A 22331-nucleotide genomic window follows, 5' to 3' on the forward strand; every position below is an offset into this window, starting at 1 on the left:
ATGAATTCCGCCCGATGGGCCAGTCTGAGGACTCATGGACACCACCGTGAATCCTCGGCTGGCCCGCCTGGACGTCCTGGTGGGTTCGTGGGAGATCACCGCGACCATCGACGACCGCGTCATGAGCAGGGCCACCACGACGTTCCGCCGGCTCGACGGCGGGTTCGTGGCCCAGCGCACCGACCCGCAGTCCTTCGTCGTCCCGGAGTGGGAGGGCCTGGCGCCGGAGTGGACCGAGGCCGTCATCGGCGTCGACGACCACTCCGGCGCCTACACGATGCTCTACACCGACTCCCGAGGCGTCGGCCGCGTCTACGCGATGGCCTTCGGCGACGGCCGGTGGACGCTCACCTCCCGTCCCGGCGAGGACTTCCACCAGCGCTTCAAGGGCACGGTCGCCGACGACGGAGCGACCGTCGACGGGCGCTGGGAGGCGTCGCCGGACGGCCGGGTGTGGGCGTCGGACTTCGTCGTCAGCTACCGCCGGCTGGACCGCTGACCTCGCGCAGCCGTCGTTCCAGCAGCTGCCGCTCGGGCTCCGACCGGGCGGAGGCGACGGCGTCGCGGTAGGCGGCGGCCGCCTCGCGACGCCGTCCGGCCCGGCGCAGCAGGTCGGCCCGGACGGCGGGCAGCAGGGGGTAGTCCGCCAGCTCGTCGCCGAGTTCGTCGACGGCGGCCAGCCCGGCCGCGGGACCGTCGCGGAAGCCGGTCGCGACCGCCCGGTTGAGCGCGATCACCGGCGACGGCCGCAGCGTCAGCAACGCGTCGTAGGCGGCGACGATGCGGACCCAGTCGGTGTCGTCCGCGTGCGCCGCGGTCGCGTGCAGCCCGGCGATCTCGGCCTGCAGCCGGTAGTAGCCGGGCGGCCGTCCCGTGGCCCGCGCCGCCGCGAGCGCCGCCAGCCCGGCGACGACCCGGTCGTGGTCCCACCGGCCCCGGTCCTGGTCCTCCAGCGTGACCAGCTCGCCGCCGGCGTCGGTCCGCGCGGCCCGGCGGGCGTGCTGCAGGAGCAGCAGCGCGTGCAGGCCGAGCGCCTCGTCGTCCTCGGGCAGCAGCTGCGCGACCAGCCCGGCCAGCTGCACGGCCTCGGCGGCGAGGTCGTCGCGGAACGGCTCGCCCTCGGTCGCCGCGTAACCCTCGGTGAAGGTCAGGTAGACGACGGCGAGGACGGCGTCCGTGCGGGCGGCCAGCCGATGCGGCTCGGGCACGCGGAAGCCGATGCCGGCGTGCTCGATCTTGTTCTTCGTGCGCAGCAGCCGCTGCCCCATCGTCGCCTCGCTGACCAGGAACGCCCGGGCGATCTGCCGCGTCGACAACCCCGCCACCGACCGCAGTGTCAGCGCCACCCGGCCGGCCATCGGCAACGCCGGGTGGCAGCACGTGAACAACAGCTTCAGCCGGTCGTCGCCGTACGGGCCGGGCTCGTCGCCGGTGAGGTCGCGAGACAGCTCGGCCAGTGCCTGAGCTTCGCGCAGCTTCGCCCGCTCCGTCTGCCGCCGCCGGAGGACGTCGACGGCACGGCGCCGGGCGGTCGTCGTCAGCCAGGCGCTCGGATGGTCCGGGACGCCGTCGAGCGGCCAGCGCTCCAGCGCCCGCTCGACGGCGTCCTGCAGGCAGTCCTCGGCCAGGTCCCAGTCGCCGGTGACCCGGATCAGCGCGGCGACGATGCGCAGCCGCTCGGCGGCGACGGCGTCGCCGAGGGCCGCGCGGACATCGGCCGCGTCGGTCACTGCCCGTCGAGAGGCCAGAACGGTCGCAGCTCGAGCCGGCCCGTGTAGGCCATCGAGTGCTTCGACGCGATCTCGATCGCCTCGTCCAGATCGGCGCAGTCGAGAACGTCGAAGCCGACGATCCACTCGTTGGTCTCGGCGAACGGGCCGTCGGTGACCAGCAGCTCACCGCCCCGGACGCGCACCGTCGTGGCGGCGGACGACGGCCGGAGGCGGTCGCCGACGACGTGCTTGCCGGCGCCGCTGACGTAGGCGAACCAGTCCTCGATGTCGGGCGCGGCCGCGGCGTCGGCCTCGGTGTGGTCGGGGTCGGTGCCGACGAGCATCAGGTACTTCATGGGATGTCTCCTTCGCTGGCTGGTGCCATCTTCGCGGTACGCCCCACGACGAACGGAGCGGGCCCGATCCGACACCGCTCGCGAAGAAATCTTCTCCCTCAGCCGGGCACGAAGTCGATCCGCATCACGACACGGCGCTTGCTGGGATGGCTGACCTGCGTGAACCCGGCCTCCTCGAACACCTGCCGGGCGCCGACGTGCAGCTCGCCCCAGGTGATCTCCCTGCCCGGCTCGGTGATCATCGAGTACGCCTCCAGCGCGCGGGCGCCGCGGTCGCGCGCGTAGCCGACGGTGGCCGCGGCGAGGTGGTACGTCAGGCCGCGGCCGCGGTAGCCGCGACGGACGATCGTGCAGGTGACGGCCCAGACGCCGTCGTCGTCGCGGTCCTCGTGCCGGCCCCGCCAAGGCACCGGCGACCTGCCCTTGATCAGCTTCGGGTAGGCCGTGCGCGGCTCGACGGCGACCCAGCCGGCCGGTTCACCGTCGACGTAGGCGACCAGCCCGCTGGTCCGCGTCGCGTCCGGCTCGTCGCAGTTCGTCTGCGCCTGCTGCCGCTCGACCCGCTCGTCTAACGTGGTGTCGCGCCAGATCCAGCCCTCGACCTTCAACCGCTGGCAGCGGCAGCGGGCCGCGTAGTCGGCCGTCCCGAAGACGAGGGTCAGGTCGTGCCAGGACGCCTCGTTCGCCGGAACGACCCGCACCTGGCCCGCGCGGATCGGCTCCTTCACGACGACGGCTGCGGCGGGTCCTCGCCGACGCGACCGTCGACGTTCTCGCGGAGGAGGTCGGCGTGCCCGGCGTGCCGGATGTAGTGCTCCACCGCATCGACCAGGACTCGGCGCAGGTTGGGGTGCTCACCGGACCCGGTCGTGAAGATCGACGGCTGGTCGAGGCCGCCGTCGGCCAGCACCGTCGCCCACGCCGCGCGGGACCGCCCGACCGACGCGCGCCAGAGCCCGTACAGCTCCTCCGGCGTGTCGTCGGCGGCGGAGTGCCAGTCCCAGTCGGAGTCGGCGTCGAAGTTCTCCTGCTTCCACGGTTCGGGCATGTGGTCGCCGGTGATGAACTCGGCGATGCGCAGGTCCTCGGCCAGGGCCATGTGCTTGAGCAGCCCGCCGAGCGTCATGGTCGACGGCGGCAGCGGCTTGTTCAGTGCCGCGGCGTCGAGGCCGTCGCACTTCCAGGCGAACTGCGCCCGGGCGCGATCGAGGGCGAACATCAGCATCTCGACCTCGTCGCCCGCCATCGACTCCTTGATGACGGTCATGTCCTGTAGGTCCATGGGAGCACGCTAGAGTCGATTCCGGACGTTCTACTTCCGGATCCGGAAAGATCTTGCGATGGCGCCAGGCACCAGTCCCACGGCTCGGGCGCTGCTCGCTCTCGAGCTGATCCAGGCGGGCCCCGGCATCACGGCCGAGCGCCTGGCCGCCGCCCTTGACGTCACCGAGCGTGCCGCCCGCCGTTACGTCAGCATCCTGCGTGAGGCCGGGCTGCCGATCGAGTCGGTCCGCGGCCCCTACGGCGGGTACCGGCTCGGCCGCGGGGTCCGGCTGCCGCCGCTGCTGTTCAGCGCCGCCGAGGTGCTCGGCCTGGTCATGGCCGTCCTCGACGGTCACCACGACGCCGCGAACGCCACCGACCCGGTCGGCAGTGCGCTGGGCAAGCTGCTGCGGGCGCTGCCCGAGCCGATCGCCCACCAGGCCGAGGCGGTCCGGCGGACGACGGCGCCGGCGCCGGACCCCGCGGCCGCCCGCCCCGACCCGTCGATCGCGACGACCCTCGTGCAAGCCTGCGCCGACCACCACCTGGTGCAGCTCGGCTATCGCTCCGAGACAGGCTCCGAATGGACCGCCGACGTCGAGCCCTGGGCCGTCGTCGTCCGGCACGGCCGCTGGTATCTGCTGTGCTGGTCGCACGGCTCCGCCGCCCGGCGCGCCTACCGCATCGACCGGGTCACGTCGGTGTCCGTGCTGACGGCGTCGTTCACGCCACCGCCCGGCCTGGACGCCGTCGCCGAACTGGAGGCGCACCTGGCCCGCGGCTGGGAGTTCGACACCGAGGTGATCATCGAGGGACCGCTGGCGAAGGTGCGGCCCTGCGTGGCGCCCATGCTCGGCACGCTCGAGGCGATCGACGACGACACGACCCGGCTGACCGGCAGCACCAGCAACCCCTGGTGGTATGCCGAGCAGCTGGCCCGGCTGCCGGTCGCGTTCCGGATCGTCGGCTGCGTCGAACTCCGGCACACCGCCCGCGCCGTCGGCCGGCGCCTCGTCGACGCCTCCGGGCTCTAGCGCCGCTCGCTGTCGAGGTCGGCCATGAACGGCGCCGGGTAACGGTCGCCGCGCGCGGCGCCGGCCGGGATCAGCTCGTCGAGGCGGGCGAGGTCGGCGTCGTCCAGGCTGATGGCGGTGCTGCCGATCATCGACGTCACCTGCTCGAGGCGGCGCGCCCCGACCACCGGGACGATGTCGTCGCCCCGGGCCGCGACCCACGCGATCGCCAGCTGGGCGAGCGACGCGCCCTTCTCCTCGGCCAGCCCCCGCAATCGGGCGACCAGCGCGTCGTTGTGCTCGCGGTTGGCGCCCTGGAACCGCGGCGACAGCGCGCGGGCGCCGTCGTCCGAGCCGCTGCCGCCGATGAGCCCGCGCGAGAGCACTCCGTAAGCGGTGATGCCGATGCCCAGCTCCCGGCAGGTGTCCAGGATCTCGTCCTCGATACCTCGGCTGAGCAGCGAGTACTCGATCTGCAGGTCGCAGATGGGTGCGACCGCCGCGGCCCGGCGGATCGTCTGCGCTCCGACCTCGCTCAGCCCGATGTGGCGGACGTAGCCCTGCTCCACCAGTTCGGCGATGGCGCCGACGGTCTCCTCGATCGGCACGCCGCGGTCCAGCCGGGCCGGCCGGTAGACGTCGACGTGGTCGGTGCCGAGACGCTGCAACGAGTAGGTGAGCGCGTTCCGGACCGCGGCCGGCCGTCCGTCGAAACCCGCCGGGGGCCGGCCCGGGGCCAGGACGGCGCCGAACTTCACCGAGAGCACCACGTCGTCGCGGTCGCGGGTGCTCAGGGCCCGGGCGATCAATAGTTCGTTGTGACCGGCGGCGTAGAAGTCGCCGGTGTCGAGGAGAGTGCCGCCGGCGTCCAGGTAGCTGTGGACGACCCGGACGCTCTCGTCGTCGTCGGTGCGGCCGTAGGCGCCGGAGAGGGCCATGCAGCCGAGGCCGGGCGACGTGACGGCGGGTCCGGTGCGGCCGAGGGTGCGGGTGTCGAGTGGTGCTGTCATGAGATTCAGCGTGGTCGCGACCGAGCCGCTCGGGCAGGCGCGGCGCATCCAGGGACGGCCTCTCCCTGGATACCGCCGCGCGGCGGTTGCACCATGGAGGCGTGATCGACCGTGCCGGGCTCGCCGACTTCCTCCGCCGACGGCGTGAGGTGCTGCGCCCCGCCGACGTCGGTCTGCCCGACGGCGTCCGGCGGCGCACGCCCGGCCTGCGGCGTGAGGAGGTGGCGCAACTGGCGGGCGTGTCCACCGACCACTACTCGCGGCTGGAGCAGGCCCGCGGCTCGGCGCCGTCCGCGGCCGTCGTCGCGGCACTCGCCCGGGCGCTGCGCTGCGATGCCGACCAGCGCGACCATCTCTTCCACCTGGCCGGGTTGTCCGCGCCGCCGCGCCGGGCCGGCCGCCACGTCCGTCCGGGCCTGATCACCCTCGCCGGCCGCCTCGTCGACGTCCCCGTCTGCATCTACAGCGACCTGGGCGAGGTGCTGTGGCGCAACGATCTCGTCGCGGCCCTCGTGGGTGAGCGCGACCTCCGGCCCGGCCGCGAGGGCAATGTCTACTGGCGCTGGTTCACCGTCCCCTCGACCCGCGAGCTGGCTCCCGAGGAGGACTGGCCACGGTTGTCCGCGGCGCACGTCAGCGACCTGCGCGCGACGTTCTCCCGCCGGGCCGGCGACCGCGACGTCACCGCACTGGTGCACGACCTGCTCGCGCGCAGCGTCGAGTTCCGCGAGCTCTGGGAGCGGCACGAGGTCGCCGTGCGCCGCTCGGACGTCAAGAGCTTCATCCACCCCGAGGTCGGGCTGATCCGCCTGCACTGCGAGGTGCTACTCACCCCCGAGGAGGACGTCAAGCTGCTGGCGTACTTCCCCGTCGAAGGCACCGACGCCGCCGAGAAGCTCGAGCTGCTGAGGGTGATCGGCACCCAGGACTTCCGGACCGCCGGCTGAGAACCGGTCGCGGCATCAACCACGCCGTCCGCGCGATCAACCGCTGCCGGTCCCGCGCGCCGAGGCTGGACGGGTGGCCTCCTCCTCCCGCGCCCGGACGGCGACCGCGTCCGCCGACGCCGTCGACCGCCCGAACTGGACCCCCGTCGTGGCGCTCGCGGCCGGGATCGCGATACTCGTCGCGAGCGAGTTCCTGCCGGCCAGCGTGCTGCCCGCCCTCGCCGCCGACGTCGGCGTCAGCGAGGGGGTGGCCGGGCTGGCCGTCGCGGCGACAGCGATCGCCGGTGCGGTCACGGCGCCGAGCATCGCCGTCGTCCTGCCGCGCACCGACCGGCGCACCGTCCTGGTCGGCCTGCTGATCGTCGGGGCGGTGGCCAATCTCGCGGTGGCCGTGGCGCCGAACTTCGCCGTCCTGCTGGCCGGCAGGTTGCTGCTGGGGGTGGCGATCGCCGGCTTCTGGTCGTTCGCCTTCGGCGCCGGCCTGCACGCGATGGGCGGCCGGGACCGCGCCGTGTCGTCGGCCATCGCGTTCGGCGTCAGCCTCGCCACCGTCGTCGGCGTGCCGGTCGGTGCCGTCGTCGGCGACTCGGTCGGCTGGCGGGCCGCGTTCGCCGGCGCCGCGGTGCTCGGTGTGCTCACGGCCGCCGGGATCGCGCGGGCGCTGCCGTCCGTCCCGGCGCATCCGACCGCGGGCATCCGCATGCTGCGCGAGGCGCTGCGACACCGCCGGCTGCTGGCCGGGATCGGCTGCGTCGTCCTGGTGGCGTTCGGCAACTTCGCGGCCTACCCGTACATCCGGGTCGCCACGGAAGAGTTGGACCCCGGCAGCGCGACCTGGCTGCTGCTGGCGTGGGGGGTCGGCGGCGTCGCCGGGACGGTCATCGCCGGGGCGGCCGCCGTCCGGCTGCGGCTGCTGACCGCCACGGCGCCTGTGCTGCTCGGCGTCAGCCTGCTGGTGGCGGGGACGGCGGACTCGCTACCGCTGCTGACGGTGGCGATCGTGCTGTGGGGCCTCGCGTTCAACATGGTTCCCGTGGCGACCCAGCTCTGGGTGACGCGGGTCGAACCCGAACGCGTCGAGTCCGCGATGTCGCTGCAGGTCACCGCCTTCCAGGTGGCTATCACGATCGGCTCCGCGGCAGGCGGCGCCCTCCTCGACGCCTACGGCGTCGGGCTCCCGTTCATCGTCGGCGCGGCCGCCGCCGTCGCCGCCGGGCTCGGCTTCGCGTCGCTGCGGATCCCGTCGCGCTGAGCGGTCGCGCCACTGCTGCGGTGCGACGCCGTGCCGGGACGAGAACGCGCGGCTGAACGCGGCGACCGACCCGTAGCCGACGGCGTACGCCACCTGCGTCACCGCCTGCCCCTCGACGCCCAGCCGCCGTCGCGCCTCCCACATCCGCACGTCGCGCACCATCTGCATGGGGCTGCGCCCGGTGACCCGGCGGAACCGCTCGGTCAGCGCGGAGCGGGACAGGTGCACGAGCCCCGCCATGCGGTCCAGCGTCCAGGCCTCACCCGGCCGCTCGACCAACGCGGCGACGACGGAGGCGACCTGCTCGTCGCCCTGCGTGGTGTCGTCGGCTGGCGGCGTCTCCTCCAGCCAGGACGCCGTCATCGCGGCGCCGATCAGCCCCGCATAGCTCGCCACGAACAGCGACGGGTGGCAGCCGTCGTTGATCGGGCAGGTCATGACGAGGCCGGTGACCCCGCGGTGCCGGTCGCTGAACGCCGTCACCACCAGCGGGCTCGGCAACGGATGCGCCGGCACGACCAGCCGCAGGTCGGCGACGAGCACGAACGCCGGCTCCGTCGCCACCACCCGATACGCCGTTTTCGCATCGACGTACACGGCGTCGCCCGCCTCGATCCGCCGCCGCCCGGCCGCGGTCTCCACGGCGACGGCGCCCTCCCAGACCATCGCCCACACCGACCCCGGGGCGTCTGCGAGCGGCTCGTCCTCGGCCATGCGAACGCGCCGCACCGACGACATCTCCCACTGGGCCGCCAACCCGGCCGAATCCGTGGCGGCGGCCGGCTCCGGGCTCGGCAGGACTGCGGTCACAGACAAGCCAGCCGCGACGCGCCGTCCGGTTATTCCCGGTGCCTCACTGAGCCATGTCGACGAAGCGGCTGTAGTGGCCCTGGAAGGCGACCGTGATGGTGGCCGTCGGGCCGTTACGGTGCTTGGCCACGATGAAGTCGGCCTCGCCCGCGCGAGGTGACTCCTTCTCGTAAGCGTCCTCGCGGTGCAGCAGGATGACCATGTCGGCGTCCTGCTCGATGCTGTTGTGGGTGGCGACACCGTCGGCGATGAAGTTGTGGGTGCCCATGACCGTCGCGTCGTAGACGTCCTGTTCGCCGAGGGACTCGATGGCGACGACCTCGTCCCAGAGGAGGTCGTTGGTGGCGTACATCTCCAGCTCCGCGCTGCCGAGTACCGACGCCACGCGGCTCAGGCGGTCGCGGCTCGGCGCACGCTGCCACCTGGCGCTGCCACCGAACTGGGTGTTCGTGGCGGCCGCGAGCTGACGGTGGGTCGTGCCCTGCTCGGCGAGGATGGAGCGGACGTCCTGCCAGACACCGCGGGGGACGGTGTCGACGTCGGCGTTGGAGGTGCCGGGCTCGAGGACGGCGAGCAGGCGCGCGCATCCCGCGGACCTGGCCCCGTGGCAGCCGATCTCGCGCAGGAACCGCAACTGCTCGTCGCGGCCGGAGACGTCGAGGGTGTACTGGGGCCGGTAGCCCGCCTTCGGCGTCGCGACCCGCAGCCGGGTGGAGATGCCGTAGCGCAGCAGAAGCCGGGAGACACCGTCGAGGAGGCGCCGGCTGGTGGAGGCGTAGTAGAGCCGCCCGGACCGGCCGTTGCGGTTCACCGTCACCGAGCCGTCGGTGGCCCACAGGTGCCGCAGGAACGTCGTGATCTGCGCCTTGGGCAGGCTGAACACGGCGTCGGGGACGAACGTCTCGTGCGACCGCAGGCCGAGCAGCCCGAGCCCGTCGAGCCAGGCGGCGATCGGGTTCCGGCGCCCGTGCGTCAGCCGGTAGGGCGCCGGCAGCCGCAGCGTCGTCACGCGCGCGGCAGCGTGGTCGTCGCGAATGGCGGTGATGCCGAAGTGCCGCGCGGCCTCGGTGACCGCCGCCAGGTTCTCCTCGTCAACGGACGCGTACCGGATCGGCTCACGACGGACGAAGGAGCCGTCGCCGATGAGATGCGCGAGCATCACCACCTCGGCGTCGGCCCACTGCCGCGTGAGCAGGGGCGCCGGCACGTGGCGAGGGACGGCGAGACGGCTTCCGACGGAGACCTCGCCCAGCGGCCGCCAGCCCTCGTAGGTGAGGAACGGGTGGTTCGCCGTGGCATCGATCTGCTTGCCCGAGGCCAGCCGGAGCCGGAAGGTCTCCTTACGGCCACTCGGGAAGGCGTGCGTCATGGTGCGCGGGACATAGCGCAGGCTGTCGTCAAGGCTCCAGACCGGGATGTCGCGCGCGCTCGACGCCATCAGCTCGCCGATGGTGATCTCGGCACCGGTGTCGGCCCGCAGGATGCGGGTCGAGGCAGGGAGGCAGCCGGACTCGCGCAGGTCGGAGAGCATGGGCTTCTTGTCCTGGCGCTGCTCGGGGCCGCGGTTCAGCTGGCTCATGGCGATGACCGGGACCTCGAGCTCCTTGGCCAGCAGCTTGAGCGCCCGGGAGAACTCGGCGACCTCCTGCTGGCGGCTCTCGACGCGCTTGCCGCTGCTCATCAGCTGCAGGTAGTCGATGATGACGAGCCGGAGGTCGTTGCGCTGCTTGAGGCGCCGGCACTTGGCCCGGATCTCCATCATGGTCATGTTCGGCGAGTCGTCGATGTAGAGCGGGGCGCTGGAGACCTCGCCGGTGCTGCGGGCGATGCGGTTCCAGTCGTCGTCGGTCATCTGACCGGAGCGCATGTGGTGCAGGGGGACCTTGGCCTCGGCGGAGAGCAGCCGCATGGTGATCTCGTTGCGGCCCATCTCGAGCGAGTAGACGACCGACGTCAGCCCATGCTTGATGGATGCCGCCCGAGCGAGATCCAGTCCGAGGGTGCTCTTGCCGACGGCCGGTCGGGCGGCGAGGATGACGAGCTGGCCGGGGTGCAGGCCGTTGGTCAGAGCGTCGAGATCGGTGAAGCCGGTAGGGACGCCGACCATCTGGCCGCCACGGGAGCCGATGGCCTCGATCTCGTCGAGCGTGCCCTCCATGATCTCCGAGAGCGGGTGGTAGTCCTCGGATGCCCGCTTCTCGGTGATGGCGTAGATCTCGGCCTGCGCGCGATCGACGATCACGTCGGCGTCGCCGTCGTCGCTGTAGCCCATCTGGGTGATGCGGGTGCCGGCCTCGACGAGGCGCCGCAGGATGGCCCGCTCGCGGACGATCTCGGCGTAGAACCCGGCGTTGGCCGCCGACGGCACGGAGGAGACCAGGGTGTGCAGGTACGGCGCGCCGCCCACCCGGCCCAGCTCGCCGCGCTTCTGCAATTGGGCGGCGACGGTGACGGCGTCGGCGGGCTCGCCGCGGCCGTAGAGGTCGATGACCGCCTCGTAGACCGCCTCGTGCGCCGGGCGGTAGAAGTCGTTGCCGCGGATGATCTCGACGACGTCGGCGATGGCGTCCTTGGACAGCAGCATGCCACCGAGGACCGACTGCTCGGCGGCGACGTCCTGCGGTGGCGTACGCCCGTAGTCGACGGGGGCTTCCTCCCGCCGATCCGGCAGCTCCGCGACGCTCACGCACACCCCTTCGGCACCGGACGGTGCATACATCTGTTCTAACAGGCGCCACCGACAATTCGGCGCTGGACAGGCACGCCGCGACTGCCGTGTCGCGAACCTATGACCCGCCTCGGCGCGTCGCCAAGTCCGTGATCCACAGGTGCTGTGGACCGGCTGTGGAGACGCCTCGTAAACGATCATCCCCAACTGTGGACAACCCTGGGGACAGTGGACCCGCATGGTGTTCACCACTCGGGCGAAACCGCAGCTCACGCGCGAGATTCGTCGTCCACCGGGTGTGGACGGAGATCCACAGGGCAACATCTCAGATGGCGAGACGCCAGTCACACGTTGACAGGCGTCACCCCTACCGTCGGTGCTGCCATGATTCGACATCCGTTCCGCCGGCACCAGGCCGACGGCGAGATCCTGCGCCTCGCGCTGCCCGCCCTGGGCGCGTTGGTCGCCGAGCCGCTGTTCCTGCTCACCGACGCCGCCATCATCGGCCACCTCGGCACTCCCGAGCTGGCCGGCCTGGGCATCGCGTCGGCGGTGCTCGGGACGCTGGTGAACGTCTCGATCTTCCTCGCCTACGGGACGACGGCGGCGGTCGCCCGGCGGCTGGGCGCGGGCGACCATCCGGGTGCGCTGCGCTCCGGCATCGACGGCTGCTGGCTGGCCGTCCTGATCGGCGTCGCGACGCTGGCAGCCGGCTGGCCGCTGACGCCGTGGGTGGTGTCGCTGTTCGGCCCGGGCGACGACGTGGCCGAGCACGCCGAGACGTACCTGCGCATCAGCCTCCTCGGCATCCCCTCGATGCTGCTCGTCCTCGCCGCGACCGGCGTGCTGCGCGGGCTGCAGGACACCAGGACGCCGCTCTACGTCGCGGTGAGCGGCGCGGTCGCGAACGTCGTGCTCAACGTCGTGCTGGTGTACGGGCTCGACCTCGGCATCGGCGGGTCGGCGCTGGGCACCGTCCTCGCCCAGGCCGGCATGGCCACGGTGTTCGTCCGGGTCGTGGTGCGCGGCGCCCGGCGTGCGGGCGTCAGCATCCGGCCGGACGTCCGCGGCGTCGCCCAGGCGTTCGGGGCCGGTGTGCCGCTGATCGTGCGGACGGCCGCCATGCGGGTCGCGCTCATCGTCATCACGGTGGTGGCGGCCGGACTGGGGACGGCCGAGCTGGCCGCGCACCAGGTGGCGTTCACGACGTGGACACTGCTCGCGCTGATCCTCGACGCGGTCGCGATCGCCGCTCAGGCGCTGGTCGGCCGCGCGCTCGGCGCCGGCGACGTGGACGGCGCGCGGTCGATCACCCGGCGCATGGTCCAGTGGGGCGTGCTGTCCGGCGTCGTGCTCGCGGTGCTGCTGCTGGTGATCGGCAACGGCTACGCGCGGCTGTTCACGCCGGACGCCGAGGTGCGGACGCTGCTGTTCGCCGCGCTGGTCGTGGCCGCCGCGATGCAGCCGATCGCCGGCTGGGTGTTCGTGCTCGACGGCGTGCTGATCGGCGCCGGCGACGGGCGCTACCTGGCCTGGGCTTCGGTGGTCTCGGTGGCGGCGTTCCTGCCGGCCGCCTGGGCGGTCGCCGTCGCGGACGTGTCCGGACGGGCCGGCCTCATGTGGCTCTGGGCCACGATCGGCGTCTGGATGCTGGTGCGGCTGGTTACGCTGGCGCTACGCGAGCGCGGCGACACGTGGATGGTGACCGGCGCCGTCCGCTGAACCGCCCGCTCCACCAGGCCTCTGCACGCTTCACCAGGCATGCATGGGTGGTAGAGCGTGAGGACCCCTACTTCACGTGATCATTTCCGGTTCGCCTGCTGCTGGTGCGACCGTTGGCGATACCGTCGCGGCACCGAACCGCTCGCACGAGCGACAGAGGAGCACCCCTGTCCGGCGGGGGTCAGGCCCAGCCGTGCTTCGCCGCCTGGAAGCCCAGCTGCAGCCGGGTGTCGGCGCCGGCCGCGTCCATCAGCACCCGCACCCGCCGCTGCACCGTCCGCAGCGACAGGTTCAGCATGTTCGCGATGGCCTGGTCGGTCAGCCCGGCCAGCAGCAGCCCGAAGATCCGGCTGTCCAGCGTGGTCAGCCCGGACGGCCGCCCCTCGGCCAGCGCCCCGCCGGCGCCGAGGACCAGCGGCACCGCCTCGTCCCAGACCTTGTCGAACAGCGCCATCAGCGCGTCCAGCAACCCGCTCTGGTGCACGAGCAGGGCGCCGACCGCCCGCGACCGGCCGGACACCAGCGGCACCAGCGCGATCTGCCGGTCGACCACGAGCAACCGGATCGGCACCTCGGACGCGACCCGCACCTCCTCTCCGTCGGCAAGCGCGAGCTCGGCGGCGGACGCGAAGCCGGGCCGGTCGAACGCCGCCCGTTCGAGGACGACCCGGAACCGGACGCCGCGCTGGACGGCGGCCTCCTCGGCGGTGTTCTCCTCGCCGGAGATCGCGACGACGTCGGCCTTCGTCAGCCCGAGCACCTCGGACCGGGCGGAGGCCTGCAGCTGCATGAACCGCTGCGCGACGGCCTGTGAGCCGTAGACGACGTCGACCACGTCGCCGACGCTGCGGTCGGACTCGGTGCGCCGGTACGCCTCGGTGAGTGCGGCGATCTCGACCTCGGCGCGGCGCAGTTCCTCCTGCCGGTCGACGACGAGGGCGGCGAGCGCGACGGACGGCGGCGAGGCGACGTAGTGCTCAGGGCTGGCGCTGGACCGGGCGGCGAGGCCGCGGCGCTCCAGTGACGCCAGCGCGGTCGCCGCCTCGCCGGGGCGCAGGCCCAGCCGCGCGGCCAGCGCGGCGACGTCGGCGGACGGCACCTCGACCAGCGCGCGATAGGCGGACTCCTCCACCTCACCCAGCCCGAGCACATCGAACACGATGCCTCCCCTGCCCGCGTGTCGTCGCTGGCGGATACCGGTCATGACGCATTCGCGCCAGCATGCATTGTCCCGAATCGTGGCAGATTTACGAATGGTCTGTCTCCTCAGGAAAGCGGGGCCGAACCGTGCCTGCCCTCCGCCGCACCGCCGTCGCACTGACGTTCGCACTGGCCGCGCTTCCCCTCACCGGCCAGGCGGCCGCGCCCGCGGACGACCACCCGGTCACGCCCTTGCCGCAGATCCCCGACGGCGTCGAGGCCGGGGGCGTCCGCACCGTCACGCTGATCACCGGCGACGTCGCGGTGCTCACCTACGGACGGGGCAGCACGCCGGCGGTGCGGGTGCAGTCCGACGACCCCGGCGGCTATGACGTGCGCACCGAGGGCGACGACGTCTACGTCATCCCGGCGTCGGCCGAGCAGGCGCTGGCCGACGACCGCGTCGACCGGCAGCTCTTCAACGTCACCGGACTGGTCGAGCAGGGCCTCGACGACGCGTCGGCGGACAGCATCCCGCTGATCGTCACCTATGCCGGCGGCGCCGCATCCTCCCGCGGCGCCGCCCTCCCCGCCGGCGCCGAGCGCACCGCGCGCCTGCCGTCCATCGGCGCGGACGTGTTCGACGCGGACAAGTCCGCCACCGAGGCCGTCTGGAACGCCGTCGTGCCGCAGCCGACGGCGTTCGGCCGCCAGGTGGCGAAGATCTGGCTGGACGCCCGCGTCGCGCCGGTGCTGGACGAGAGCGTCCCATACGTCGGTGCGCCGGACGCGTGGGCGGCCGGGTACGACGGCGCCGGCAGCACGGTCGCCGTCCTCGACACCGGCATCGACGCCGGGCACCCGGACCTCGCGGAGGCGCTCGTCGTCGCCGAGAACTTCACCGACAGCCCCGACGCCGTGGACCGCGACGGCCACGGCACCCACGTCGCGTCGACGGTGCTCGGCTCCGGCGCCGCCTCCGGGGGCAGCCACCGCGGTGTCGCGCCGGGCGCGGGCCTGCTGGTCGGCAAGGTGCTCGGCGACGACGGCTACGGCGAGCTGTCGTGGATCATCGCCGGCATGGAGTGGGCCGTCGCCCAGGGCGCCGACGTCGTCAACATGAGCCTGGGCAACAACGAGCTGGGTGCCTGCGACGACCCGATGGTGCAGGCGGTCGACGCGCTGTCGGCCGCGTCGGACACGCTCTTCGTCATCGCCGCCGGCAACCTCGGCGGCCCGGGCCGAGACCGTCACCAGCCCCGGCTGCGCCGCCGGCGCGCTCACCGTCGCCGCCGTCGACCTGACGGACACGACGGCGGGCTTCTCCGGCCGCGGCCCGGTGCCGGTGACGCACGCCGTCAAGCCGGACATCGCGGCGCCGGGAGTGGACATCACCGCCGCGCGTGCGGGCGGCCGCGGCGATGCCGCGTACACGGACCTCAGCGGCACCTCGATGGCCACGCCGCACGTCGCCGGGGCCGCCGCCGTCGTCCGTCAGGCGCACCCGGACTGGACCGGCGAGCAGGTCAAGGCGGCATTGCAGAGCACGGTCCGGACCGGCAACGACACCGACGTCTACGAGCAGGGAGCCGGCATCCTCGACGTCGCGACGGCCGCGAGCGCGCAGCTCAGCGGCCCGGGCACCGTCGACCTCGGCACCCTGGCCTGGCCGCACGACCCGTCAGAGGCGGTCACCACCGACGTCGCCTACACGAACACCGGCACCGCCGACGCGACGCTGACGTTCACGCTGGACGCCCGCGGCGAGAACGGCGCCGAACTGCCGGACGATGCGGCGGTCCTCGGCGCCACGACGCTGACCGTCCCGGCCGGCGGCACCGCCACGTTGCCGGTCACGTTCGACCCGTCCGTGCTCGACTACGGGCACTACGGCGCCGTCAGCCTGCGGCTGGTCGCACGGGACGGCGATGCCACCGTCGTCACCCCGATCGGCGCCTACGCCGAGCCGCAGCACGTCGACGTCACGTTCCGGGTGCTCGGGCGCGACGGCAAGCCGGCCACCGACGCCAGCTCGCTGGACGTGTTCGACCTGGACAGCATCGCGGCGCAGCGGATCAGCCTCGAGGGCAGCGACGTCACGCTGCGGCTGCGCGCCGGGACGTACTCCGTCGCCGCGACCGTCGCCACCACCGACCCGGAGACGTACCAGGTCACCGAGGCGGCCTTCCTGGCGGAGCCGGAGCTGGAACTGGTCCGCGACCGCACCGTCACGCTCGACGCCCGCCGCGCGCTGCCGGTCAAGGTCCGCACCGACCAGCCGCTGCGGATGCACAGCGGCAGCGTGTCGTACGCGCGCATCGTCGACAACTGGATCCTCTCCAACACCCGCTACTTCCGCGACGGCCTGAAGTCGCTGTACCTGGGCCGGATGGGCGATGTCGACCGCGGCGACTTCGACGTCACCGAGTCGTGGCTCTACACGACGCCGGACGGCGCGGCCGAACCGGCCGACTACCACCTGGTCTACCCGCACACCGGGACGATCACGACGCGCGACGTCAACCACCGGGTCGAGCAGGACCGGCTGGCCCGCATCGACTCGACGTACCACACCCCCGGCGCCGCCGACCGCTACGCGCAGTACCTCGACGCGTACAGCACCCAGCGCGATGCGTACGTCCCGCTCGGCGACGTCGTGCAGTTCGCGGCGCCCGGCGCCAGGACGGCGTACGTGACGCCGGACGTGCCGGTGCGCCAGACGGTCGTCCACCCCGACGGCACGTCGTGGTACTGGGGCACGCCGATGTCGTCGGCGACCCGGCCGCTGGCCCCGGGGAGTCGCACCGCGGAGACGTGGTACGGCGGCGGGCTGCGGCCCGCGGTCCCGGCCGACGCGCAGGGCCGCTACGACCCGACCGGCCGGGTCGGGAACGTCATCTGGACGAACTTCCCTGCGTGGGCCGACAGCCAGCCCGGTCACTTCGCGTGGAACGGGCTCAACGACCTCGGCAGCACCGAGCTGTTCGCCGGCGGCGAGTCGCTGGGCCGATGGGGCTGGTACGGCCAGGGCCAGTGGGACGTGCCGGCCGCCGCGACGGAGTTCGAGCTGGTCTACGACCTCGTCCGGTACGACCGTGGCCACTCGACCTGGTCGTCGCCGCTGTTCGCGCAGACCAGCTGGCGATTCACGTCGTCCGCGGCGGACGGTGGGGCGCTGCCGCTGCTGTTCCCGGTCTACGACGTCGACGTCGACGCGCAGAACCGGGCCGCCGCGGTGGACGGCTATCGGGTCGAGGTCGGCGTCGAGGCGACCCCGTCGTACGCGCCGGGCGCGCTCACCGCGGCCACCGCCTGGGTCTCCTACGACGACGGCGAGACGTGGACGGAGGTGCCCGCGACGCTCGACGGCGACACCGTCGTCGCGACCGTCGACAACCGGCCGGCCGCCGGCGGGCACGTCTCGTTCAAGGTGGAGCTGACCGACGCCAACGGGGTCGGCGTGACCCAGTGGACGCAGCGGCTCTACGGCGTCGCCTGAGGCGGGTTGCCGGGCCGCTCGGGGTTCACCCTGCGAGACTGTCGCCGGACCAGTGAGCCGAACCCCGAGGGGCCTGACCCGCCATGGAAGTACTGACGTTCCCGATCGTCGCGACCTTCTCGGTCCTGACCGCGCTGGTCTTCGGGCTGATCGCGCAACGGCTGCTGGGTGTCCGGCTCGGGCTGTTCCGGCTGCTGCTGACCGGAGCCTTCGCGCTGTTCGTCGGCCCGCTGATCATGTACGCACTGCTCGACCAGTTCACGCTCTCGCCGCACGGGCTGACCGACCAGAGCGAGGGACCGGTCGCGTTCTGGTTCGCGCTGCTGGCCGGCGTGCTGACGATCCTCGCGTCGATGGTGCTGCTCGTGATCATCGAGGCGTTCGTGCCGATGGGCTCGCTGCCGCCGGCGCTGGTGTGGGGCCGCGGGCTGCTCGGCCGGCTGCGGCGGGCCCGGCGGTACTGGCAGATCATCGGCATCGCGATGCGCCACGGTCTCGGGTCGTACCTGCGCGGTACCCGCGACCGCGCGCTGGACGTGCCGTCCGGCCGGGCCCAGCTGGGCCGGGCGCTGACGAGCACGCTCAACGCGGGCGGCGTCACGTTCGTGAAGCTCGGCCAGATCCTCGCCACCCGCCGCGACGTGCTGCCGGCCGAGGTGGCCGACGAGCTGGCCCGGCTGCAGGACGACGCCACGCCGGTGCCGTGGCCGGACGTCGAGCGGGTCCTCGTCGCCGAGCTGAACGCCCCGGTCGAAGACGTCTTCGCCGAGTTCGACCGCGAACCGCTGGCGGCCGCCTCCGTCGGCCAGGTGCACCTCGCCCGGCTGCACAGCGGCGCCGAGGTCGTCGTCAAGGTGCAGCGCCCCGGCATCCGGCCGGTGGTCGAGCGCGACCTCGACATCGCCGCGCGGCTGGCCGCCCGGCTGGAGTCCGGCACCCGGTGGGCCCGTCGCATGGGGGTGCGCCCGCTGGCCGACGGCCTGGCCGAGGCGATCCGCGAGGAGCTCGACTACCGCATCGAGGCCGAGAACATCACCGCCGTGGCGTCGGCGCCGAGCCGGCACCCCGACGTCGTCCTGCCCGAGCCGCACCTCGCGCTGTGCACCGAACGGGTGCTGGTGATGGACCGTCTGCAGGGCACGCCGCTGAACCGCGCCGACGCCGTCATCCGGCAGCGCGACGTCGACCGCGACGCACTGGCGACGACACTGCTGGACTGCCTGCTGCGCCAGATCGTCCTCGACGGCATCTTCCACGCCGACCCCCACGGCGGGAACATCTTCCTGCTCGACGACGGCCGGCTCGGCCTGCTCGACTTCGGCTCCGTCGGCCGGCTGGACGGCGCCCTGCGCGACGCCCTGCAACGGCTGCTCGTCGGCGTCGACCGCGGCGACCCACTCGCCGTCAGCGACGCGCTGCTCGAGCTGGTGCCGCGGCCGGACGAGATCGACCAGCAGCAGCTCGAGCGCGACATCGGCCGGTTCATGGCCAAGCACACCTCCGGCGCGCCCAGCACCGGCGTGCGAATGTTCGGCGACCTGTTCCGGGTGGTCGCCGACCACGGTCTGGCCATCCCGCCGGAGATCGCCGCGGTGTTCCGCGCGCTGGCGACGGCCGAGGGGACGCTGACCCGGCTCACCCCGAAGTTCGACCTGATCGGCGGCGCCCGCGCGCTGGCCAGCGGCTACGTCGAGGAGCAGTACGGCCCGGAGCACCTCAAGCAGGCGGTCACCGACGAGCTGGCCGCGCTGCTGCCGATCCTGCGCCGGCTGCCGCGCCGGGTGGAACGCATCGCCAGCGCCGCCGAGCACGGCCGGCTCGGCCTCAACATCCGGCTGCTGGCCGACGAACGCGACCGCGCGGTCCTGACCACGATGCTGCACGAGGTGCTGCTGACGTTCCTCGCCGCGACCACCGGCATCATGGCGGTGCTGCTGATCGGGACCGGCGGCGGACCGCAACTCACCGACTCCGTCGGGCTGTACGAGCTGATCGGCTACAACATGCTGGTCATCAGCGCGATCCTCGCGCTGCGGGTGCTGGCCCAGATCTTCCGGCGCGGCTGACCGGCCACCGCTCTCACCCGTTCCGGGGGACCCCGGGCGGCCGCGCCGTCCCTAGCGTCGAGTCATGGCACGGCACGAGGACACCTACGACGACCGTTACGGCAACGCGTTCCTGCGGCGACCGGCCCCGGACGACCGGCTGCCGCAGCAGGGCATGCCGGCCATCGACGCGATGCGCCTGCTCGGCGAGGAGCTCATCCTCGACGGCATCCCGATGCGCAACCTGGCCACGTTCGTGACGACGTGGATGGAGCCGGAAGCGCAGCGCGTCATCGCCGAGAACCTGCACCGCAACTACATCGACCACGCCGAGTATCCGCAGACCGCGCTGATCGAGCAGCGTTGCATCCGCATGCTGGCCGACCTCTTCCACGCGCCCGGCCCGACCACGGGGACGCGCACCCAGGGGTCGTCCGAGGCGATCATGCTCGGCGCGCTCTCGCTGAAGTGGAAGTGGCGGCAGCGACGCGAGGCGGCGGGCCGGAGCACCGACCGGCCGAACCTGGTGTTCGGCGGCGACGTCCACGTCGTCTGGGAGAAGTTCTGCCGCTACTTCGACGTGGAGCCGCGGATCATCCCGCTGCGGCCGGACCGTCTCACGATCGGCCCCAGCGACGTGGAGCCGCACGTCGACGAGAACACCATCGGCGTCGCCGCCGTCCTCGGCACCACCTTCACCGGGCACTCCGACGACATCGCGGGCATCGACGAGCTACTCGTGCGGCTGCGCGACGAGAAGGGACTCGACGTCCCGCTGCACGTCGACGCCGCGAGCGGCGGCTTCGTCTGGCCGTTCCTCTACCCGGACACGAAGTGGGACTTCCGGCTCGAACAGGTCCGCTCGATCAACGTGTCCGGCCACAAGTACGGCCTGGTCTACCCGGGCATCGGCTGGCTGGTGTTCCGCGGTACCGAGGACCTCGCCGAGGACCTCGTCTTCTACGAGAACTACCTCGGCAAGCGCGACGCGACGTTCACGCTGAACTTCTCCACCAACGCCAGCATGGTGCTCGCGCAGTACTACAACTTCGTCCGTTACGGCCACGAGGGCTACCGCGCGATCATGCAGACCATGCAGACCAACGCGCAGGCGCTGGCCAAGCGGATCGTCGCGGCCGGCGACTTCGAACTGGTCGGCCACCCCGACGCGGAACAGCTGCCGCTGGTCGCGTTCCGGTTGGCCGGTGAGCACGCCTACGACGAGTTCGACGTCGCGGGACAGCTGGCCGGAGAGCACGGCTGGATGTTGCCCGCGTACTCGCTGCCGCCCAACGCCGACCACGTGACGATCATGCGCGCGTTGGTCAAGCAGACCCTCGGCCGCTCACTCGCGGACACGCTGGCCGACGACCTCGCACACGCGTGCACCACGCTGGACGCGAAGGGCGGGCTGCACGAACGCGAACGTCGCCGGGTGAAGTCGGGGATCGGTTACTGATCGCGCTGGCGCGCCAGCGCGGCCTCGAGACGCTCGACCTTGCCGGTGAGCTCGCCGGTGTGGCCGGGCCGGATGTCGGCCTTGAGCACGAGGCTGACCCGGTTGCCGTGCCGCCCGACCGCCTCGCAGGCGCGCTTGACGACGTCCATGCACTCGTCCCAGTCGCCCTCGATGGTGGTGAACATGGAGTCGGTGCTGTTGGGCAACCCGGACTCACGGACGACGGCGACGGCGTCGGCGACCGCCTCGGTCACCGAATCGCCGGTGCCGGACGGTGCGACGGAGAACGCGATGAGCATGCTGCCATCGTAGATCGGCGCTCAGGCTGCGCCGCAGTCCCCGCACGCGCCCCGGCGGCGCAGCCAGTACGCCAGCGTCGCCCAGCCGAGCGCGACGCCCCACAGTGGCCACAGCAGCGCCGGCCCGAAGGCGGCCCACTCGTCCGTGGCGATCAGGTCCTGGGCGAGGCCGACCTTGATCAGGCCGATCCCGCCGGACGTCGCGAGCACCGCCACCACCGACGCCGGGACGACGGCCAGCCCGACCGGCACCCGGCGACCATGCAGCACCGGGACCCAGCGCGGGAACACCTCACCCCACCGCTGCACGAGCCCGAGTGTCAGCACCGTCCCGACCAGCGCGAACGACGCCAGCCAGGCGCCCGCCCAGAGGGAACCGTCGGCCAGCCCCGCCGCGTGCTCGTCCTCGTTCATGCCCAGCGGGACGCCGGCCACCCAGATCCAGCGGGTGACGGCGTACAGCGCCGGGATCGCCGCCGCCACATAGGTCGCGGGACGGGCCCAGCGCTGCACCGTCGCGACCGCCGCCGACCGGTCCGGCCGGCCGCACCGTGCGCAACTGCCCACCGTCCGCCGGGCATAGACGACGGTCGCCGCCGCCCAGAGGAACCCGCCGGCGAGAACGGCCAGCTGGTGCAGGTGTTCGACGCCGAGCGCGGCGCCGATCTGCCCGCGGATCTCAGCGTCGAACGGCGCCTTGACCAGGATCATCGGCAGGTACCCGGCGACGGCCAGGATCCGGGTGTCCGGGACGACCACCAGCAGCGCCACCGACAGCGTCGCGCCGAGACCGATGGCGAAGCGTCGCCACCAGCGCGGCACGGGGGCGCCGGGTCGATAGCGAGCCATGACGGCGCCCGTGCCCGCGCCGGCCAGCGCGACCGCCGCGAACAACGGCGCGCCGGCGTCGGCCGGCACGCCGCCCAGCAGGGACAGCTCCCGGTCCGGGTCGGCCGCGCCCAGGGGGAAGCCGGCGCCGGTGAGCGTCCAGCCCAACGCCGTCAGTCCATAGCCGAGCGCCCACAGCGTCGCGGCCCACGGCGCCCACTCCGGCCAGCGGCGCAGCACACCGGTCCGCACGGCCGGGCCGCGTTCCGCCTCGGTCGCCGTCGTCATCGTCGAGTTCATACTCCGAC

17 protein-coding genes and 2 pseudogenes are annotated in these 22331 nt (G+C 72.9%); 9 read left to right on the plus strand and 10 right to left on the minus strand.

Annotated features, from left to right (window positions below; all coding sequences use genetic code 11):
• Positions 1 to 34: 34 nt before the first annotated feature.
• Complete coding sequence (locus DZA62_RS05555; RefSeq protein ID WP_116947797.1) at positions 35 to 499, plus strand: hypothetical protein; 465 nt, start codon at positions 35 to 37, stop codon at positions 497 to 499.
• Here the strand turns inward: DZA62_RS05555 and DZA62_RS05560 are convergent.
• The 4 genes from DZA62_RS05560 to DZA62_RS05575 all read right to left on the minus strand — a co-directional run bounded on the left by DZA62_RS05560 (position 474) and on the right by DZA62_RS05575 (position 3350).
• The gene (locus DZA62_RS05560; protein ID WP_116947798.1) at positions 474 to 1730 is read right to left on the minus strand and encodes an RNA polymerase sigma factor; all 1257 of its coding nucleotides are present in this window, start codon (positions 1728 to 1730) and stop codon (positions 474 to 476) included. The two genes, DZA62_RS05555 and DZA62_RS05560, sit on opposite strands and share 26 nt — an antisense overlap.
• On the minus strand, positions 1727 to 2068 hold the full coding sequence (locus tag DZA62_RS05565; RefSeq protein ID WP_116947799.1) for a YciI family protein: 342 nt from the start codon (positions 2066 to 2068) through the stop codon (positions 1727 to 1729). Before DZA62_RS05565 ends, DZA62_RS05560 begins: the two co-directional genes overlap by 4 nt.
• Before the next feature lie 98 nt (positions 2069 to 2166).
• On the minus strand, positions 2167 to 2796 hold the full coding sequence (locus DZA62_RS05570; protein WP_116947800.1) for a GNAT family N-acetyltransferase: 630 nt from the start codon (positions 2794 to 2796) through the stop codon (positions 2167 to 2169).
• Positions 2793 to 3350: a mycothiol transferase gene (locus DZA62_RS05575; RefSeq protein WP_116947801.1), complete on the minus strand. Its 558-nt coding sequence runs from the start codon at positions 3348 to 3350 to the stop codon at positions 2793 to 2795. Before DZA62_RS05575 ends, DZA62_RS05570 begins: the two co-directional genes overlap by 4 nt.
• 58 nt (positions 3351 to 3408) lie before the next feature.
• Here DZA62_RS05575 and DZA62_RS05580 point away from each other — a divergent pair, with 58 nt between their 5' ends.
• Positions 3409 to 4365 carry a helix-turn-helix transcriptional regulator gene (locus DZA62_RS05580; RefSeq protein WP_116947802.1) on the plus strand — a complete coding sequence of 319 codons (957 nt, stop codon included), beginning with the start codon at positions 3409 to 3411 and terminating at the stop codon, positions 4363 to 4365.
• On the opposite strand, the gene DZA62_RS05585 is transcribed toward DZA62_RS05580, so the two are convergent.
• Positions 4362 to 5354, minus strand: a complete 993-nt coding sequence (locus DZA62_RS05585) for an aldo/keto reductase (protein WP_232827269.1) — start codon at positions 5352 to 5354, stop codon at positions 4362 to 4364. The genes DZA62_RS05580 and DZA62_RS05585 overlap by 4 nt on opposite strands.
• A gap of 104 nt (positions 5355 to 5458) precedes the next feature.
• Between DZA62_RS05585 and DZA62_RS05590 the strand changes: the two genes are divergently transcribed.
• Both DZA62_RS05590 and DZA62_RS05595 read left to right on the plus strand, forming a co-directional pair.
• A complete protein-coding gene (locus tag DZA62_RS05590) occupies positions 5459 to 6301 on the plus strand; it encodes an MmyB family transcriptional regulator (RefSeq protein ID WP_116948148.1) in 843 nt (280 codons plus the stop codon).
• A gap of 73 nt (positions 6302 to 6374) precedes the next feature.
• Positions 6375 to 7553, plus strand: a complete 1179-nt coding sequence (locus DZA62_RS05595; protein ID WP_116947803.1) for an MFS transporter — start codon at positions 6375 to 6377, stop codon at positions 7551 to 7553.
• A gap of 12 nt (positions 7554 to 7565) precedes the next feature.
• Here the strand turns inward: DZA62_RS05595 and DZA62_RS37400 are convergent.
• Both DZA62_RS37400 and DZA62_RS05605 read right to left on the minus strand, forming a co-directional pair.
• Positions 7566 to 8291, minus strand: a pseudogene (locus DZA62_RS37400) (helix-turn-helix domain-containing protein); the annotation flags it as partial.
• Between the two features lie 115 nt (positions 8292 to 8406).
• A complete protein-coding gene (locus tag DZA62_RS05605; RefSeq protein WP_116947805.1) occupies positions 8407 to 11082 on the minus strand; it encodes a replicative DNA helicase in 2676 nt (891 codons plus the stop codon).
• Positions 11083 to 11415: 333 nt separating this feature from the next.
• On the opposite strand from DZA62_RS05605, the gene DZA62_RS05610 reads away from it, so the two are divergent.
• On the plus strand, positions 11416 to 12753 hold the full coding sequence (locus DZA62_RS05610) for an MATE family efflux transporter (RefSeq protein WP_116947806.1): 1338 nt from the start codon (positions 11416 to 11418) through the stop codon (positions 12751 to 12753).
• A 181-nt stretch (positions 12754 to 12934) separates the two neighbouring features.
• On the opposite strand, the gene DZA62_RS05615 is transcribed toward DZA62_RS05610, so the two are convergent.
• A complete protein-coding gene (locus tag DZA62_RS05615; RefSeq protein ID WP_116947807.1) occupies positions 12935 to 13912 on the minus strand; it encodes a helix-turn-helix domain-containing protein in 978 nt (325 codons plus the stop codon).
• Between the two features lie 62 nt (positions 13913 to 13974).
• On the opposite strand from DZA62_RS05615, the pseudogene DZA62_RS37495 reads away from it, so the two are divergent.
• The 4 genes and pseudogenes from DZA62_RS37495 to DZA62_RS05635 all read left to right on the plus strand — a co-directional run.
• Positions 13975 to 15066: pseudogene (locus DZA62_RS37495) on the plus strand (S8 family serine peptidase); the annotation flags it as partial.
• Positions 15038 to 17392, plus strand: a complete 2355-nt coding sequence (locus DZA62_RS37410; RefSeq protein ID WP_116947808.1) for a S8 family serine peptidase — start codon at positions 15038 to 15040, stop codon at positions 17390 to 17392. The pseudogene DZA62_RS37495 and the gene DZA62_RS37410, both read left to right, overlap by 29 nt.
• Before the next feature lie 83 nt (positions 17393 to 17475).
• Positions 17476 to 19458, plus strand: coding sequence for an ABC1 kinase family protein (locus DZA62_RS05630; RefSeq protein ID WP_116947809.1), 1983 nt, complete (start codon positions 17476 to 17478; stop codon positions 19456 to 19458).
• 64 nt (positions 19459 to 19522) lie between these two features.
• Positions 19523 to 20896 carry a glutamate decarboxylase gene (locus tag DZA62_RS05635; protein WP_116947810.1) on the plus strand — a complete coding sequence of 458 codons (1374 nt, stop codon included), beginning with the start codon at positions 19523 to 19525 and terminating at the stop codon, positions 20894 to 20896.
• Here DZA62_RS05635 and DZA62_RS05640 read toward each other — a convergent pair.
• Positions 20890 to 21195, minus strand: coding sequence for a thiamine-binding protein (locus DZA62_RS05640; protein ID WP_116947811.1), 306 nt, complete (start codon positions 21193 to 21195; stop codon positions 20890 to 20892). The two genes, DZA62_RS05635 and DZA62_RS05640, sit on opposite strands and share 7 nt — an antisense overlap.
• A 21-nt stretch (positions 21196 to 21216) precedes the next feature.
• Complete coding sequence (locus tag DZA62_RS05645; RefSeq protein ID WP_157987501.1) at positions 21217 to 22311, minus strand: hypothetical protein; 1095 nt, start codon at positions 22309 to 22311, stop codon at positions 21217 to 21219.
• Between the last annotated feature and the right edge of the window lie 20 nt (positions 22312 to 22331).

The organism is Jiangella endophytica, from assembly GCF_003427025.1.
Taxonomy (GTDB): domain Bacteria; phylum Actinomycetota; class Actinomycetes; order Jiangellales; family Jiangellaceae; genus Jiangella; species Jiangella endophytica.

Coding starts and splice junctions, on each gene's coding strand:
- DZA62_RS05605 (WP_116947805.1), bottom strand. CDS start 11,082: ATGTATGCACCGTCCGGTGCCGAAGGGGTGTGCGTGAGCGTCGCGGAG.
- DZA62_RS05585 (WP_232827269.1), bottom strand. CDS start 5,354: ATGACAGCACCACTCGACACCCGCACCCTCGGCCGCACCGGACCCGCC.
- DZA62_RS05565 (WP_116947799.1), bottom strand. CDS start 2,068: ATGAAGTACCTGATGCTCGTCGGCACCGACCCCGACCACACCGAGGCC.
- DZA62_RS05575 (WP_116947801.1), bottom strand. CDS start 3,350: ATGGACCTACAGGACATGACCGTCATCAAGGAGTCGATGGCGGGCGAC.
- DZA62_RS05635 (WP_116947810.1), top strand. CDS start 19,523: ATGGCACGGCACGAGGACACCTACGACGACCGTTACGGCAACGCGTTC.
- DZA62_RS05610 (WP_116947806.1), top strand. CDS start 11,416: ATGATTCGACATCCGTTCCGCCGGCACCAGGCCGACGGCGAGATCCTG.
- DZA62_RS05580 (WP_116947802.1), top strand. CDS start 3,409: ATGGCGCCAGGCACCAGTCCCACGGCTCGGGCGCTGCTCGCTCTCGAG.
- DZA62_RS05640 (WP_116947811.1), bottom strand. CDS start 21,195: ATGCTCATCGCGTTCTCCGTCGCACCGTCCGGCACCGGCGATTCGGTG.
- DZA62_RS05630 (WP_116947809.1), top strand. CDS start 17,476: ATGGAAGTACTGACGTTCCCGATCGTCGCGACCTTCTCGGTCCTGACC.
- DZA62_RS05645 (WP_157987501.1), bottom strand. CDS start 22,311: ATGACGACGGCGACCGAGGCGGAACGCGGCCCGGCCGTGCGGACCGGT.
- DZA62_RS05555 (WP_116947797.1), top strand. CDS start 35: ATGGACACCACCGTGAATCCTCGGCTGGCCCGCCTGGACGTCCTGGTG.